General features: G+C 67.6%; 18 protein-coding genes. 10 read left to right on the plus strand and 8 right to left on the minus strand.

Annotation, left to right across the window (positions count from 1 at the left end):
• Positions 1-11: 11 nt before the first annotated feature.
• Positions 12-896 (minus strand): ketopantoate reductase family protein, encoded by an 885-nt coding sequence (locus tag NX1_RS26065; RefSeq protein WP_068064426.1) that lies wholly within the window; start codon positions 894-896, stop codon positions 12-14.
• A gap of 243 nt (positions 897-1,139) precedes the next feature.
• On the opposite strand from NX1_RS26065, the gene NX1_RS26070 reads away from it, so the two are divergent.
• The 3 genes from NX1_RS26070 (at position 1,140) to rox (ending at position 4,002) form a co-directional block, all read left to right on the plus strand.
• Positions 1,140-1,727: a TetR/AcrR family transcriptional regulator gene (locus NX1_RS26070; RefSeq protein ID WP_068064429.1), complete on the plus strand. Its 588-nt coding sequence runs from the start codon at positions 1,140-1,142 to the stop codon at positions 1,725-1,727.
• Positions 1,728-1,856: 129 nt separating this feature from the next.
• On the plus strand, positions 1,857-2,420 hold the full coding sequence (locus tag NX1_RS26075) for a dihydrofolate reductase family protein (RefSeq protein ID WP_068064438.1): 564 nt from the start codon (positions 1,857-1,859) through the stop codon (positions 2,418-2,420).
• Between the two features lie 157 nt (positions 2,421-2,577).
• Positions 2,578-4,002 carry a rifampin monooxygenase gene (gene rox / locus NX1_RS26080; RefSeq protein WP_068064445.1) on the plus strand — a complete coding sequence of 475 codons (1,425 nt, stop codon included), beginning with the start codon at positions 2,578-2,580 and terminating at the stop codon, positions 4,000-4,002.
• 60 nt (positions 4,003-4,062) lie between these two features.
• Here rox and NX1_RS26085 read toward each other — a convergent pair whose 3' ends face one another.
• Positions 4,063-4,578 (minus strand): anthrone oxygenase family protein, encoded by a 516-nt coding sequence (locus NX1_RS26085; protein WP_068064448.1) that lies wholly within the window; start codon positions 4,576-4,578, stop codon positions 4,063-4,065.
• Positions 4,579-4,665: 87 nt separating this feature from the next.
• Between NX1_RS26085 and NX1_RS26090 the strand changes: the two genes are divergently transcribed.
• Both NX1_RS26090 and NX1_RS26095 read left to right on the plus strand, forming a co-directional pair.
• Positions 4,666-5,253 (plus strand): TetR/AcrR family transcriptional regulator, encoded by a 588-nt coding sequence (locus NX1_RS26090; RefSeq protein WP_068064453.1) that lies wholly within the window; start codon positions 4,666-4,668, stop codon positions 5,251-5,253.
• A gap of 56 nt (positions 5,254-5,309) precedes the next feature.
• Positions 5,310-5,558, plus strand: coding sequence for a DinB family protein (locus NX1_RS26095; protein ID WP_157120066.1), 249 nt, complete (start codon positions 5,310-5,312; stop codon positions 5,556-5,558).
• 72 nt (positions 5,559-5,630) lie between these two features.
• Here the strand turns inward: NX1_RS26095 and NX1_RS26100 are convergent, their stop codons facing one another.
• Complete coding sequence (locus tag NX1_RS26100; RefSeq protein WP_084501767.1) at positions 5,631-6,101, minus strand: DUF1360 domain-containing protein; 471 nt, start codon at positions 6,099-6,101, stop codon at positions 5,631-5,633.
• 233 nt (positions 6,102-6,334) lie between these two features.
• Between NX1_RS26100 and NX1_RS26105 the strand changes: the two genes are divergently transcribed.
• The 4 genes from NX1_RS26105 to NX1_RS26120 all read left to right on the plus strand — a co-directional run bounded on the left by NX1_RS26105 (position 6,335) and on the right by NX1_RS26120 (position 9,110).
• Positions 6,335-6,904 carry a hemerythrin domain-containing protein gene (locus NX1_RS26105; RefSeq protein ID WP_169812287.1) on the plus strand — a complete coding sequence of 190 codons (570 nt, stop codon included), beginning with the start codon at positions 6,335-6,337 and terminating at the stop codon, positions 6,902-6,904.
• A gap of 136 nt (positions 6,905-7,040) precedes the next feature.
• On the plus strand, positions 7,041-7,931 hold the full coding sequence (locus tag NX1_RS26110) for a manganese catalase family protein (protein ID WP_068064465.1): 891 nt from the start codon (positions 7,041-7,043) through the stop codon (positions 7,929-7,931).
• Between the two features lie 35 nt (positions 7,932-7,966).
• On the plus strand, positions 7,967-8,371 hold the full coding sequence (locus NX1_RS26115; protein ID WP_068064468.1) for a hemerythrin domain-containing protein: 405 nt from the start codon (positions 7,967-7,969) through the stop codon (positions 8,369-8,371).
• Positions 8,372-8,552: 181 nt separating this feature from the next.
• Positions 8,553-9,110: a DUF6968 family protein gene (locus tag NX1_RS26120; protein WP_068064470.1), complete on the plus strand. Its 558-nt coding sequence runs from the start codon at positions 8,553-8,555 to the stop codon at positions 9,108-9,110.
• Positions 9,111-9,188: 78 nt separating this feature from the next.
• On the opposite strand, the gene NX1_RS26125 is transcribed toward NX1_RS26120, so the two are convergent.
• Positions 9,189-10,028 (minus strand): RNA polymerase sigma factor SigF, encoded by an 840-nt coding sequence (locus NX1_RS26125; protein WP_084501768.1) that lies wholly within the window; start codon positions 10,026-10,028, stop codon positions 9,189-9,191.
• Positions 10,029-10,953: 925 nt separating this feature from the next.
• Here NX1_RS26125 and NX1_RS26130 point away from each other — a divergent pair.
• Positions 10,954-11,313 carry a DUF4254 domain-containing protein gene (locus NX1_RS26130; protein WP_068064588.1) on the plus strand — a complete coding sequence of 120 codons (360 nt, stop codon included), beginning with the start codon at positions 10,954-10,956 and terminating at the stop codon, positions 11,311-11,313.
• A gap of 286 nt (positions 11,314-11,599) precedes the next feature.
• On the opposite strand, the gene NX1_RS26135 is transcribed toward NX1_RS26130, so the two are convergent.
• From NX1_RS26135 to NX1_RS26150, 4 genes are all read right to left on the minus strand, one after another.
• Positions 11,600-12,202 carry a DUF4126 domain-containing protein gene (locus NX1_RS26135; RefSeq protein ID WP_068064475.1) on the minus strand — a complete coding sequence of 201 codons (603 nt, stop codon included), beginning with the start codon at positions 12,200-12,202 and terminating at the stop codon, positions 11,600-11,602.
• A gap of 113 nt (positions 12,203-12,315) precedes the next feature.
• Positions 12,316-13,113 (minus strand): ABC transporter permease, encoded by a 798-nt coding sequence (locus NX1_RS26140; protein ID WP_068064590.1) that lies wholly within the window; start codon positions 13,111-13,113, stop codon positions 12,316-12,318.
• Between the two features lie 2 nt (positions 13,114-13,115).
• On the minus strand, positions 13,116-14,012 hold the full coding sequence (locus NX1_RS26145) for a 2-aminoethylphosphonate ABC transporter permease subunit (protein ID WP_068064478.1): 897 nt from the start codon (positions 14,010-14,012) through the stop codon (positions 13,116-13,118).
• Positions 14,013-14,052: 40 nt separating this feature from the next.
• Positions 14,053-15,273 carry an ABC transporter ATP-binding protein gene (locus NX1_RS26150; RefSeq protein ID WP_068064481.1) on the minus strand — a complete coding sequence of 407 codons (1,221 nt, stop codon included), beginning with the start codon at positions 15,271-15,273 and terminating at the stop codon, positions 14,053-14,055.
• Between the last annotated feature and the right edge of the window lies 1 nt (position 15,274).

A 15,274-nucleotide genomic window follows, 5' to 3' on the forward strand; every position in this document is an offset into this window, starting at 1 on the left:
GTCCGGCAGTGTTATTCGGGCCGGACTGCCAGCAGGGCCGGTGTCCCGTGTGGCGCTGTGGAATTCATCTCGTCGATAAGTGCCGCCAGTTCGTCTGTCGGCGCCACCGAGGTCGTTCTGACGAACACCGGCAGCCGGGTGGCCGTCCACAGCAGCGCCGCGACCACGGAGATCGGCAGGCGGCTAAGAACGGCCATCGGGCTGGGGGTGATGCTGCTTCCCAGTTGGCGTACCAAGCGCAATCCCTCGCGCAGGGCGCGGGCCAGTGCGGTCGCTTCGCGTCGGTCGAGACCGCGGCCGGTGCGGTGCGCACTCTGCCCGGCCAGCAACATCGGCACGACGAACGCAGCGTGGGTACGCAGCCAGCTCTCCATATCGGGGTGTGCGGCCGACGGGATGCCTGCATCGGAAAAGGCAGCCGCCCAACGCTCATCGGAAACGGTCGACGGCGTGCCGCCGCCCAGAATCCTGGATTCCAGTTCACCGTCTCGAATGGTGGCGACCACCGAAGGAAAGCCGAATACTGTGCGCTCCGGTCCCACCGCGTCGCGGAAGCGGTCGAGGGATTCGAAGATGTTGAACATGAACATGACGGTGTGCGCGGCGGAGTCCGCCAGCCGCTGGAGCAGCACGTCGACCTCCGATCCGAGAACCGTGACGAGCACGAGATCCCACGGTGTCGTGGTGTCCAATTCTCCCGCGACACGCACGGCGGCCTTTTCGCCGGTGGTGGTGACGATCGCCTGATCGCGGCGCAGGCGTTCGAGTCGAGATCGGCGCGCGACGACGGTCACGTCGTGACCCGCGCGGGAGAGCTGAAAAGCGAAAGTGCTGCCGATTCCGCCGGGGCCGATGACGGCGATTCGCAAACCGGCCGCGGCAACGGGTCGAGACATGCCAGATTCTCCTGATCCATAGTGGGAGCGGGTATTTCGCGATCAGCCAGCCGGGAATATTTCCCAGGGTCGGCCGGTCGCCGGAGGACGCGTTCTTCGTCGGTAAATGACTCGCGCGAACGACAACAGCCCGGGGAGGTCCGGCGACTACGCCGGGATGGTGCGGCTCGCGATTCAGTCAACAACCGTAGACTGAGGCTAACAGTGCGACCCTCGTCCAGTCAACGGACGTAGACTGAGAACATGAGCTCCCGTCCCCTCACCCGCGCCGAGCAGCGCCAACGCACCGAGTCCCGGATCCTGGCGGCAGCTAAGAGATTGTTCGCCGAGGTCGGCTACGACCGGGCCACCGTGCGCGCGATCGCGACCGAAGCGGAGACCGATCCGGGACTCGTCATGCGCTACTTCGGATCCAAGGACAAGCTCTTCGCCCAGGCCGCGGGGTTCGAAGCCGAAGAGTTGATCGCCGGCACGCCAGAGCAGGCGGCCGAGCAGTTGCTCGCCGCGCTCGAAGACAAGCTCGCCGCCGCGCCGATCGATGCGCTTGCCTCGATCCGATCCATGTTCACCCACCCCGAGGCCGCCGACGAGGTCAGGTCCGCCATGGTCTCCCGTCAGCAGCAGGCGGCCCAGCACCTCGCCGCCGATGACGCGGACCTGCGCGCCGGGCTCATCGGCGCCCTCACCATCGGCGCGGTCATCGGACGCTATCTGCTCCAACTGGACGGTCTGCGCGACGCCGAGCCCGAACGAATCACCGCGCTGCTCCGGTCCGCTTTTCACGACATAGCCCACGGGGTTCCGCGAACCGCTCCCGATCGGTCGGCCTGACCTCTTATGCCGAGTTGTCAACGGGTGCAAGCGATGTGAGGTCGCCGAGAAGCCGAAGGGTATGGCTCAACGTCTGGTGAGGTCCGATGAGCACCGATGAGTTTCGAGCGCACGGGAGGTCTACCTGTCATGAGGAAACTGATCTACACGTTCGGCGTGTCCCTGGACGGCTATGTCAACGACCGTGACGGCAGCATCGACTGGACTGTTCCGGACGAGGAGCTGCACCAGTTCCACAACGACCGCTACCGCGAGATCGAGATCTCGCTGCACGGCCGCCGGCTGTACGAGTTGATGGCCCAGTACTGGCCGCACGTGCCAGAGGACGCGACGCGCATCGAGCGTGAGTTCGGCGGGCTCTGGATGGCGAAGCCCAAGGTCGTCTTCTCTCGGACGCTCACCGAGGTCCATTGGAACAGCACGCTGGTCAGTGCGAACGCGGTCGAGGAGGTCCGCAAGCTCAAGGCCGGAGGTGATGGGGTCATGGAGGTCGGTGGCGCGAGCCTGGCGGCCTCGCTGATGCCACACGGGCTCGTCGACGAGTATCAGCTGTTCGTCTCGCCCGTGGTGCTCGGCGGCGGCACACCGATGTTCCCATCGCTGGACAAGCGCATCGCGCTCCGATTGGTCGAGACGAGGCACTTCGAGACCGTGGTGATGCTGCGTTACCTCTCCGCCACTTTCAACATATAGCGCAGTGGGGGTCTTGCGGCAAGACCCCGGTCGTGCCGCAGAATGTCCGGCCGAAGCCAGAACCTGCTGAAACCAGGGGCTCGCGACGTGCGTGCCGCGTCGCGAGACCGCGTGAAGCAGCTGGCCGAAACGCAAACCTCGAGGGAATGGGCGGTTCATGTTCGATGTGATCGTTGCCGGGGGCGGGCCGACCGGCTTGATGCTCGCCAGTGAGCTGCGGCTGCACGGGGTGCGGGTGCTCGTGGTGGAGAAGGAACCGGAGCTGCCTCCGTTCGTTCGCGCGCTCGGTCTGCACGTGCGCAGTATCGAGGTGCTCGACCAGCGTGGTCTGCTGGACCGGTTCCTCGCGCACGGCAAGAAGTACGCGGTGGGTGGTTTCTTCGCCGGTATCGAAAAGCCATGGCCCGACCGGCTGGACACCGCGCATTCCTATGTGCTCGGCATCCCGCAGACCGTCACCGACCGCCTGCTCGCCGAGCGCGCCGCCGAACTGGACGTCGAGGTCCGGCGCGGCTGCGAGCTGGTCGGGTTGAGTCAGGACGAACGCGGAGTGACCGCGGTGCTGGCCGACGGCACGGAGTTGCGCTCGCGCTACCTCGTCGGCTGCGACGGTGGCCGCAGCACGGTGCGCAAGCTGATCGGCGTCGGCTTCCCCGGCGAGCCGAGCCGGGTCGAGACGCTGTTGGGCGAGATGGCGGTGGACGCGTCGCAGGAGACGCTGACCGCCGTGATGACCGAAGTGCGCAAGACCGAGAAGCGTTTCGGGGCAGCGCCTTTCGGGGATGGGGTGTATCGCGTCATCGTGCCCGCCGCTGGCGTGGCCGAAGACCGCACGGTCCCGCCGACATTCGAGGAGTTCAAGCAGCAGCTGCGGGCCGTCGCGGGCACCGACTTCGGTGTGCACTCACCGCGCTGGCTGTCCCGCTTCGGCGACGCCACGCGGCAGGCCGAGCGATACCGGGTCGGCCGGGTGCTGCTGGCGGGCGACGCGGCGCACATCCACCCGCCCACCGGCGGGCAGGGGCTCAACCTCGGTATCCAGGACGCGTTCAACCTCGGATGGAAGCTGGCCGCCGAGATCGACGGATGGGCGCCTGCGGATCTGCTGGACAGCTACGAGGCCGAACGACACCCGGTGGCCACCGACGTGCTGAACAACACCCGCGCGCAGATGCAGTTGATGTCCACCGAGCCGGGCCCGCAGGCCGTGCGCAAGCTGTTCTCGGAACTCATGGATTTCGAGGAGGTGAACCGGTATTTGATCGAGAAGATCACCGCGATCGGGGTCCGCTACGACTTCGGTGAGGGGCACGAGCTGCTCGGACGGCGGATGCGGGACGTGGGGCTGAAGCGGGGTCGCCTCTACGGGCTGATGCACGGCGGTCGCGGACTGCTGCTCGACCAGACCGGCCTGCTTTCGGTTGCGGGCTGGTCGGATCGGGTCGACCACGTCGTCGACGTGAGCGAGGAACTGGACGTGCCCGCGGTGCTGCTGCGGCCGGACGGCCACGTGGCCTGGGTCGGTGACGATCAGCAGGAGCTGCTCGACCGGCTGCCTCGCTGGTTCGGCGCCGCGACCTGAGTTCGCAAGGGGCGGAAAGGAAGTGACCGGCCGGTGCGGTATCGCACCGGCCGCGCTCCTTCAGCGTGCCGCGTGGGCGTCGATAGAGCGTCTACCGCCGGCGGGATCGTCTTCGCCGGCCGCGACGAATCCGCTGACGACCGCGATCACCAAGGCGAAGGCGACCAGCGCGCACCCGGTTCGAGTGAAATGGAACAACTCCCAGCGTCGCAGGATGTCGGCGTAGTCGTCGGGCGGCGTCCCGACCGCCCAGCGCTTGATCTGCTGGTTGATCGGCACGTTCCCGAGTCGGGTCACCAGGAACGACAGTAGTGTCAGCGCGGACGCGCTCCCGGCGACCCAGCGCGGCCACGACTTCGATCGCGTCGCCAGCAGCAGCGTGCTCAGCACGGCCAACCCCATCAGCGACTGCATCACCACACCGTTGACGCGCATCAGCGCGGTGTGAAACGTGAACCGAACCTCCAGCGGCACTTCGCGAAACGCGTACAGCACGTTCACCGCTCCGTATCCGAACGCCCCCGCGAGCAGGCCGGGAAACAACAGCGCCGCCGCGCGGACGGATTTCGACAGCATCGCAACTCCCATCTCAAAGATCGCAACACAGAGTTGCGATATCGTCAGCATGCCCGGCTGCCGTCGATATCGCAACAAGGAGTTGCAATGAGTTCTGCCGCACCCCTCGGACGAGGGCCGAAGGTCCGCGCCGCCGTGCTCGCCGCGACCGTCGAGGAGTTGAGCGAACACGGCTACGGCGCGTTCACCGTCGACAACGTCGCCCAGCGCGCCGGTGTGCACAAGACAACCGTCTACCGGCGGTGGCCCGACCGCGACGCCCTCATCGCCGATGCGCTGGCCGACAGCGTCGCCGCGGAGATATCGATCCCCGACACGGGTTCGATCGAGGACGACCTTCGCGCGCTCTCGCGGAGCCTGGTCGCGTGGATCAACAGCCCGTCCGGCCAAGCCGTCCTCACGGTCATGGTGTCCAAGGCCGCCGGGTTACCCTCGCCGCCCGACAGCATTCGTCACGTTTTCCGCGATCGCATCCGCCGGGCGCTGCCGGTCGTGCCGCGCGCGATCGCACGCGGCGAGCTTCCCTCGGGGACGGATCCCGCCGAACTCGTCAAAACCCTTGTGGCACCTATCTATTTCCGTGTCCTGATCACCGGCGAGCGGGTGAACGACAGCACGGCCGACGCCGCCGCGGCGCTGGCGGTGACGGCCGCGCGCGCAGGTCTCTTCGGCTGACCGGGTGGCATCGCCCCTGCGCCCTCGACACCACCATCCGCCTCGGTTTCGGCCCCGTGCCCGCTCCGATGGCGGCCCTGATCCACCTGACCGAAATCCTGGTGCACGGCACCGACATTGCCGTCGTGATAGGTCGACAGCACCTGATCGACGAGGACTTCTGTCAGCAGCTACTGACCACCATGCAGTCGATGGACTTCAGCGTCTTCCGCCGCCCCGGCATGTTCGCCGACCAGCAACCAGCGCCCGAGAACGCGTCCAACCATCACCGACTGCTGGCCTTCCTCGGTCGACACCTCGACTGACCGCCGGCCGCACGCGCGGCGAGCAATCGACGACCACTCGTCGCCGAATCGGCCGCGGCGGCGGGCGCCGGACTACTGTTCGGCGATCCGCTGGGCGGTCGCGTACGCCAGATGCAGGAAATCGGCACCGGCCAGCACGGCCAGGGACTCGCCGATCATTCGTGTCGTGCGCGGCGCGAAGACGTGGCCGATGGTGAAACCCGTGACAACCCAGACGTCGAAGCAGAACGGGCAGGTCAGCAGCTGACCGATGCTGTGCGCGACGCCGTCGTCCGCGTCGGGCCGCTCCATCACTTCGCCGGGGCCACCGTCGCCTGCCGGCCGCGTGAACGGAGCTCGAAGCGGTGCGAGCACAGCGTCTTTGGTGACGGTGCGGGAGAGCTTGTGCGCCGCGAACGCGGTCATCACGAGGTCCCGTACGCTCATGGTCTCCGGAAGTTTCCGGCGGGTGAGTTTGCCCAGTATCGCTACCGCGGTCACGATGATCGCGTACATCGCCAGAGTCGCGAGGTAGCCGCTCGTCGATCGGTTGTTCTCGGTCATGAACGCACGCCTTCTGCTCGGCAGTCATTCCCGGTATGCCCACTGTCGTGCCCACTAGACCACCTGCCGGCCGAACTCCACGTCCGTCACCGAGCTGGGGATGAACCGGCCGGTGGCCGTTCGGCGGTGGGTTAGGGGGTAGGCGCTGTCGCTGTCCGTTTGGTCGCCGCATGTCCGGGTACCGCCGCAGCATCCAACTGGCGAGACGACGACTGCTCCGAGGAGATTCCATCGTGGAAGCAACGACGATCAACACCACCGGCGATGCCGTCACATTCCTGATCGAACAGCACACACAGATCCGGACTCTGTTCGACGAGGTCGAGCACGCCCCGACCGCCGACGAGCGGGAAGTGAAATTCTACGAGCTGCGGCGTCTGCTGGCGGTGCACGAGACCGCCGAGGAAGAGATCATCCATCCTCTCGTCCGCCGTGAGGTCGACGACGGCGCGCACATCGTCGACGCGCGTCTCGAGGAAGAGAACAAGGCCAAACGTCAGCTCGCCGATATCGAAGCCGTAGACATCGACTCGATCGAATTCGATGTCAAGCTGGCGAAGCTGCGCGAGGCCGTGCTGGCGCACGCCGAGCACGAGGAACGCGAAGAGTTCAACCGCCTGCGCGCCGAGTTGGAGCCGAACGAACTGGAGCGGCTGCGCAGCGCGGTGAAGTTCGCCGAAGCCACGGCGCCGACCCGCCCGCATCCGGGGGTGGAGTCCGCGACCGGGAACATTCTTGCCGGGCCGTTCGCCAGCATGCTCGATCGCGCCAAGGACGCCATCAGCAAACCCCGCAACAAGTGAACGCGGTCCAGTCCGCCGCAGCACCTGTCTCCTCCGGTGTCCGGCTGGCCCGCCCGCAAGGCGATTGGTTTTCGCGGTCGTTTCGGGGGTAGGCGGCCGTCAATGGTGTTTGCCATCACGACTATCGAGGAGAGCGATGTTCATTCACAACAAGGATCTCCAGTTCGAGGTGCGGGTGGACCGGCCGGATCCGCGGTTCGCGACCCTGTTGCAGGAGCAGTTCGGCGGGGCGAACGGCGAGCTCAAAGCGGCGATGCAGTATTTCAGCCAGGCGTTCGTGCTGCGCAGGAAGCACCCGAAGATGTACGACCTTTTCATGGACATCGCGACCGAGGAATTCAGTCACCTCGAGATCGTCGGCTCGATGATCACCATGCTGCTCGACGGGCTCAACGACGATCTGAAGCAGGCCAACGAGCGCTGCGACTGGATGCCGGTGATCGCCACCTCCGACGGCCGTGAGCAGGCCGTGCACCAGGTCGCGGCCGATCCGCTGTTCTTCGCGCTGCGCGGCGGCGGTCCCGATGTCGGCAATTCCGCGGGTGTGCCGTGGACGGGGGCGTATGTGAACTCCGAGGGCGAGCCGTCGGTCGACCTGCGCAGCAACCTGGGTGCGGAATCGCGCGCCAAGATCGTCTACGAGTACCTCAAGCAGTTCACCGACGACCCGGGTGTGCAGGACACGCTGTCGTTCCTGATGAGCCGCGAGGTCGCTCACTTCCAGCAGTTCACCGCGGCGCTCAACGAGCTGCCGGTCAACTTCCCTCCCGGCGCCCTGCCCGGCGACGACCGCTTCCAGAACGTCGCGTTCAACATGTCCAACGGTTCGGCCAGCGCCCGCGGCCCGTGGAACGAAGGACAGGGACCATGGCCCGAGGGCATGGAATGGCGCTACATCGAGAACCCCACCTCCGATTGGCTCGGCACCGGCGAGCGCGAAAACCACGGTGCCGAAACGAATCCGGAAGGAAACCCGACGGTGCAGGGCAGCAAGCCCTTCACTCACGAGCAGCACACTCCGGCCTGAGATCGAGTCGGGTCCCGAAAGAGGGGGTGAAAATCATGGACGCGTTGACATTCCTGCGTGGCGAGCATGAGAGCGTGCTCGGGATGATCGAGTCGCTGGAACGTGGTCGCGGCAACCGCGAGGCCGAGTCGCAGGCCCGCGATCATCTGGCCACGAGCCTGGTGATCGCCGCTTCCCCGCACGAGGCCGTGGAAGAGCAGTTCTTCTGGCCCGCCGTGCGGCGAGCACTGCCCGATGGCGACGAGCTCGCCGATCGCGCACTGGCCCAAGAGGATTCGGCCAAGCAGCTGTTGCAGCGGATCGACGACTCAGAAGTCGGAACCCCCTCCAGTCCCGGCGCGCAGAAGACCGCGGGCTTGGCGGCGGCCGTCTTGGACAAAGCCCGCGACGTGGTCACCGGAAGGAGATCGCACCGGCCACCGGATCCGCCCGCACCGTGACGAGCGCTTCCGAAAGGCCGGAGCTCGGTCGATCGGACCGGCGAGGCGCAGAGAGCTGCTTCCCGACCTCTGCGTCTCGCCGGCCTCTTCCGGCCTGGGTCTGCCTTCTCGGTCGACTCGCCGCCCTTCGGACCGCGGTCGAAACATTTCATCGAGGTCGACCAACCGCATCGGGAGTCTCATGAGCGCGATATCCGGCGGGGTGATCGCCTCGAAAGGCGTGGCCGGCGACGGTCGGGAGATGCTCATCGAGGTCGACCGGCCCACCGAGGTCGACGGTGGTGCACAGTGTGGATTCCGCATCAACGGTCGCGGCGAATCGAGCGTGCCCGGCGTGGACGGATTGGCCGCGCTGTATGCCGCGTTGCTCCGGGTTGGTGAGCTGCTGGACCAGGCCGACGCCGCTCCCGGACATATCCGGTTCGTCGGGCCCGCCGAACGTGGGTTCCCCGTGAGCGCTGTCGAGGAAGCCGGTATCGGTGCGGACGGGATCGTCGCCGGGCGCACGTTCAGGTTCGATGAGCGCGAGCACACCGTGCGGATCGGGCGTCCGTTCGCCCACGAGAACGGTTCGATCGTGCTGTGTCCGTTTCTGGTCGACGATCGCGAGCAGGCGGTGGCGTCGGGCTGGGACGGCATCGGGGCGCTGCTGACCGCGTTGCGGATGATCAGCGCCTGGCTGTGCCTGCCCGAGGACTGGCCCTTGACCTGTCTGCCATCACAGGCGGAGACCACCTAGCCGAAGACAGCGGACCCGGCGTCGCGGAGGGGAAATCCGACACGCAGGGGGCCCGAAGAGGCCGCGCGGACCGCGGTTTCACACAGCGTCGACGCCGGTGAGGGCCTGCTCGCGCAGCTTCGCCAGGGTGCGGGACAGGATTCGGGACACCTGCATCTGCGATACGCCGAGACGTTCGGCGATCTGGGTTTGACTCAACGATCCGAAGTACCGCCAGATCAAGACCTGGCGTTCTCGCCCGGGGAGCGCCGCGATCAAAGGCCGTACCGCCATGGCGTCCTCGAGCAGTCCGTAGCAGGGCTCGTTCCGACCGAAGGCGGCGGTGAGTGGGTAGGAGCCGTCCTGATCGTCGTCGCGGACGGCCACGTCGAGGGAGTTGGTGTTGTAGCAGTTGGCGGCGGTCATCGCCTTGGTGACCTCGATCAGGTCGACGTCGATCTCGGCGGCGATCTCCCGTGCGGTCGGCAACCGGCCCAGCCGTTGGGCCAAGACCTCGGTAGCCGGGCCGAGCTTGGCGTGGGTCTCTTTGACGCCGCGTTCGACGCGCAGCGCCCACGCGTGGTCTCGGAAGTGGCGGCGCACCTCGCCCATGATCGTCGGCACCGCGAACGCCAGGAACGAGGTGGCGCGGGCGGGATCGTAGCGATTCACGGCCTGCACCAGTCCCATTCGCGCGGTCTGGAGCAGGTCCTCGAACGCCTCGCCACGACCGGAGAAGCGGCGCGCGATGTGCTCGGCCAGCGGCAACCCGCACGCCACGATCTGCTCCCGCAGTCGAGCGTGCCGTGGATCTTCCGGCGCGATCTCGGCCAGTTCGTCCAGCCACGGCTCGAGATGCTCATAACCATCACGGCGCGATGGACCCGCCACGCGGGGAGGTGATTGGGATGCGGGTGGTGCGATGGTCGGTTTCGTCATCGGGACTCCTCCTGGTGTCCTTCGACTCGTACGAACCGGCAACGTGTTTGCACCGACCCGACGTGACTATGGGGTACCCCATCGGCGCCGTCGCTGAAACGTGACCGTTTCGGCACATCGAATCCGGCGTCCCTCACCGAGTGAGGGAGGGGTCCTTTCGGCAGTAGTGCACGAGATACGCGCCGTCGACATCGAGGAAGGCGGCGGGACGGCGACTCCGCGCCGGATGTCGAGGCGCTGTTGCGCACCCTCCGGCGTGGCGACGACTGGTGCTCGTCGCCGTTACGACATTCTCGCGCAGGAGGATCGAGCATTCGGGCGGTATGAGACCCGGTCGCGATGCCAGGACGTTGCCGCGGCGGCAGGCGGTTTCGCGCGCAAGCGGATCAGCACACGATGCAGTTCGGGGCAGTGGTTCGACGCGGTAGAGGAACCGGGGCTCGAGGCGTTTCGTCCGGTTTCCGCGAAGTCTCGGCTATCGGAACCGGTTGTGGAAAGGCCCCTTACGCACCGGCATTCGGCCCTTTTCTACGACCCGGAACACGTCCTAGCTGCGTGGTTGCGGCCCCGCGGAAGCCAAGCGGAAGCAAGTCGCCGCAGAGGGAACGCAATATTGCGTTTTCTGTTGTGTTCTTGCATCTGTAAGAGCATGATCCAGCTAGCCTAGGTGTGAACAACCGAGCCGATGACCGGGATTACCGAATCGAGAGCCAATGATGTTGGTACATAAAGGGTTGGTGTCGGGTGAAGCAGGGGTGGTGGCGATGAGCGAACGCAGTGGGCGAATCATGTGCCAGCGCGCATCGCGCGAGCCGGAGCCGAGCGTCAGAGAGGTGAAGGCATGAGCGCGCCGACGGTGGGGGTGCTGCCGACGGCTCCGCAGATTCTGTGCGCGTTTCAGGGACGGCGTTTCCAGGACCGCGAGCTGTTGCGGTCCGCGCACGCGCTCGCCGAGCTGCACGCTCGGCGAGCGGAAGTGCGCGACGCCTATCTGGTCGCCGAAATCGATTGTCGGCGAAGCGAACTCGTCGACGACATCAACGACTGGATCGCGCAGGAGGTGCCGCAGCACCGCAACGGCGCCTCACTGCACACCGAGAGCCTCGGCGCCGTGGTCGATCGCATGGCGCGCAGCTGGGTGAACGCGAACCAGGCGATCGACGCCGACGGGCCGCGCAGTGACAACACCCATAAACACTGGTACCACTTGGCGGAACTCGTCGACGGCTACACTGATCTGGTAACCGACGTGGCCGGAGGCCGCCGTCGACTGCCGGGACAGTAGCTGTTCCAGGCGGGCCGGCGGGGTACCGCGCCACCGCCACGACGGCGACGTCCCGGGTGGAATGTCATCCGACCAGTGTGTCCGCCCGGCTGCGAACGTCGCCGCCCGTAGTGACGGCGGGCGCAACGGGGCGCCCCGCCCGGCGTGCCGCGTGGTCGACTGGCGCGGCACGCCCGCTGGATGCCCGGCCGAGCAGAGCCCAGGCGCGAATTCACGAAGCTAGCGCGACGCATTCATATTGCTCGGTCGAATAGGGCCGCGCGGGAGTTCGCAAAACTCGCGTGGCTCAACCAGGTTGCGTGGCCGTGAGGCGGGCGAGGCGCCGCTCCCGGCGCCGACGGCGATAACGGCGAATCCGGCTGGCCAGCAGGATGATCGATATCAGGCCGATCAGCAGGAACGTTCCCGCGATCATCGCCGCGGGCAGCGGATGGAAGACCGCGAGCGTGATCACGCCCGCGACGCCGAGATCCTCCAGCGCGCTGGTCACGATATTGCTGGCGGGTTCCGGCGAGGTGTTGATCGCCATCCGGATGCCCGCCTTGACGAGGTGGCTGACCAGCGCGGCGGTGCCACCCACCGCCGCCGCGGCCAGCTGCGGCAGCGAATCGTCGGAACCCGCGAGGAGGGCCGCCACCACAGCGCCCGCGGCGGGACGGACCACGGTGTGCAGCGTGTCCCAGAACGTGTCGAGGTAGGGGATCTTGTCGGCCACGGCCTCGACGAGGAACAGCACTGCGGCCGCGACCAGCACGTCGGTGCGTTGCAGCCCCTCCGGCACGTCCTCGGAAAGTCCTGTGACGCCGAACAACCCGAGCAGCAGCACCACGGCGTAGGCATTGATACCGCTGGCCCAGCCCGCGGTGAAGATCAAGGGGAGCAGCGACACTCTGTGATCCTATGCGGCAGCCGGCTTGTCGTATCGACACCGAATAGTCGGCGCTGCCAGTCGCAGTACGCCGCACCACCTCGAGCGGACTCGACGCCGCACCCCGAGCGAATTCAACGCAGCGCCGCACGGCCTTTCACCCGGCCGAGCAGCACCAGCGCAACCAGCGTGACCAGCACCAGCATCGTGGTACCGGCCGCCGCGTCGAACACGTCCCCGCGATCGGTCTGGCCGAAGATGGTGACCGGCAGTGTGCGCCAGGTGGCCGGATAGACCATGATGGTCGCCCCCAGCTCGCCCATCGACAGCGCGATCGCCAGCCCCGCCGCGGCGCCCAGCGCGGGCAGCAGCAACGGCAGCGTCACCCGGCAGAGCACCCGGACCGGACCCGCGCCAAGGGATTCGGCGGCCTGCCGGTAGGCGGGATCGAGCCGGTCGAGGGCGGCCGATACCGCGCTGAAGGCATAGGCCAGCACAAGTACCGCGTGCGCCAGGACGACGATCCACCGGGAACCGCCGAGCAGCAGCGGGCGTTCGTTGAAGGCGATGACCACGCCGAGGCCGATGGCGACCGAGGGCACCGCGACCGGCAGGTGGAACACGGCGTCGGTCAGCCTGCGGCACCAGGCCGGTGTCTCCCGGGCGGCCAGCGCCGCCCAGGTGCCGACGACCAGTGCCCCCGCACTCGCCAGCAGCGCCGTCTGCAAGCTCACCGACAGGCTGGCCGCCTCGTCACCGGACAGCGCCTGCCGGAAGTTGGCCGAGCCGAGATCCGAAGGAAGCGGACCGGTCCAGCTGCCGGCCAGCGATGCCGCGACGACGGTGGCGATCGGTGCGGCGAACACGATCGCGACGACCAGGCCGAACACCGCCAGCACCGCGGCACGGCCGGTTCTGGTCCAGACCAGCATGGTCACTGTCCTTTCCGCGCGGTCACGCGCGCGAAGACGAAGCGGTAGACGGCGTAGAGCGTCAGCGACAGCGCCACCTGTACCGAGGCGAGCACGGCGGCGCCGGGCAGGTCGAAGGTCACGATGCCGCGGGTGTAGATCAGCGCGGGCAGCGTGAGCACGCCTTTGGCGCCGGTGAACAGCACGATGCCGAATTCGTTGAGCGTCAGCAAGAGCACGAGACTGCCGCCCGCGGCCATTGCGGGCCAGGCTTCCGGGAGCACGATCCGGCGCAGCACCCGCCACGGCGACGCCCCGAGGCTGGCCGCCACATCGAGCTGTTCGCGGGGCAGCTGGGCGAAGGCGGCGAGCAACGGCCGCACCACGAACGGTGTGAAGAAGGTGATCTCCGCGGCGATCACGCCGAGCGGGGTGTGCAGGAAGTTCAGCAGGGGAGTGTCGCGGCCGGTGAGGTCGGCCAGTAACGCGTTGACAGCGCCCGCGGTGCCGTAGAGGAAGGTGAACGCGAGCGTCACGAGGAACGACGGCAGGGTGATCACGGTGTCGATCAGCCTGCCGACCACCGCCGAGCCAGGGAACGGGACGAAGGCCAGCACGACGGCGAGAAACGCGCCGAGCACGAGACACCCGGCCGTCGAGGCTACCGCGATGGAAATCGTGCGCCACAGTGCGTTTCGGAACAACGCGGAGTCCAGTACCGAGGACCATACCTCGGTCCCGCGCCCCTCCGGGGTGACGGTCGACTCGGTGAGCACCCGCAGGATCGGATACCCGGCGACGAGGAGCACCACGAACACCGGTGGCAGCGTCCAGAGCACCGCGCGCCAGGTCCGCCGACCGGCGTCCGGTGCGGCGGCTTCGGCACTCGCCGCAGGGCGTTCCAGCAGCATCGCGCTCATCGCGTTCCTCCTCGCGCGGCCGTCCTGGACCGCGGGCCCCTCATGCCCGCGCTCCGCTTCCGTCGGAAAGTGTTGTGGTGGACGGTGCTTCGGTACCGACTCGGCGCGGAACGAGCACACCCGCCGGATCGGGGAATCGCACGCCGATCACCGATCCGGGCGCCACGGTGGCATGTCCTGGAACATCCACGTCCAGCGGCTCCGGCAACCCGTCCACGTCGACCTCCAACCGCGTCGAGGCGCCACCCCACACGCTCGTGATCACTCTGCCGCGCACGATATTCCGCTCGATAGTCGTGGTGATCGTGACGGTGTGCGGCCGGATGCACAGCAGCGCGGCCGAGTCCGGATCCCAGGGGAGACCGCCGACGCCCGGCTCCGGCGCATGGGCGCGCAGCGTGTGCGAGCCCGCGGTGACCAGCGCGGTGCCACCGGACAGCCGATTCACCGTGCACGACACCAGATTCGCCCCGCCGAGGAAGGCGGCGGTGAAATCGCTCGGCGGCCGCTGCCAGAGGTTCTCGACGGTGTCCACGTCGACCAGCCGGGCGTCGCGCATGACGGCGATCCGGTCGGCGAGGGCCAACGCCTCGGCCTGATCGTGCGTGACGTACAGCATCGCGGTGTCCGGCAATGCCTCCCGCAGCTGCCGCAGCTCGCCGAGCATGGACTGGCGCAGCTGGGCGTCCAGCGCGGCCAGCGGTTCGTCGAGCAACAGCACCTTGGGCCGGATGGCGAGCGCCCTGGCGATCGCCACGCGCTGCTGCTGGCCCCCGGACAGTTCGCGCGGCAACCGCCCGGCGTAGCCGGCCATGCCCACCATGGTCAGCGCCTCGCTCACCCGGTCCGCGATGGCGTTGCGCGGCACGCGATGCGCCTTCAGCCCGAAGGCCACATTGCCGTGCACGGTCATGTGCGGGAACAGGGCGTAGGACTGCACGACCACGCCGATGCCGCGCTTGGCCGGGGACAACTGGGTGACGTCGCGCCCGGCCAGCCGGACCGCACCCGAGGTCGGCCGGACGAATCCGGCCAGCGCTTTGAGCGCGGTCGACTTGCCCGACCCGCTCGGGCCGAGCAGCGCGACGGTCTCGCCCGTGGCGACGCGCAAGCTGAAATCGGCCAGCGCGACCGTGGTCTTGCGGCCGGAGCCGTACCGCACGCCGACTCGGTCGAACACGATGGCGGGTTCGCCGTCGGTTCCGGCCCGTGCCGTCCCGGTGGCGGTGGACGATTCGGTGAGCGTGTCGCCGGGGGTCATG

The organism is Nocardia xishanensis NBRC 101358 (genome assembly GCF_001613365.1).
Classification (GTDB): domain Bacteria; phylum Actinomycetota; class Actinomycetes; order Mycobacteriales; family Mycobacteriaceae; genus Nocardia; species Nocardia xishanensis.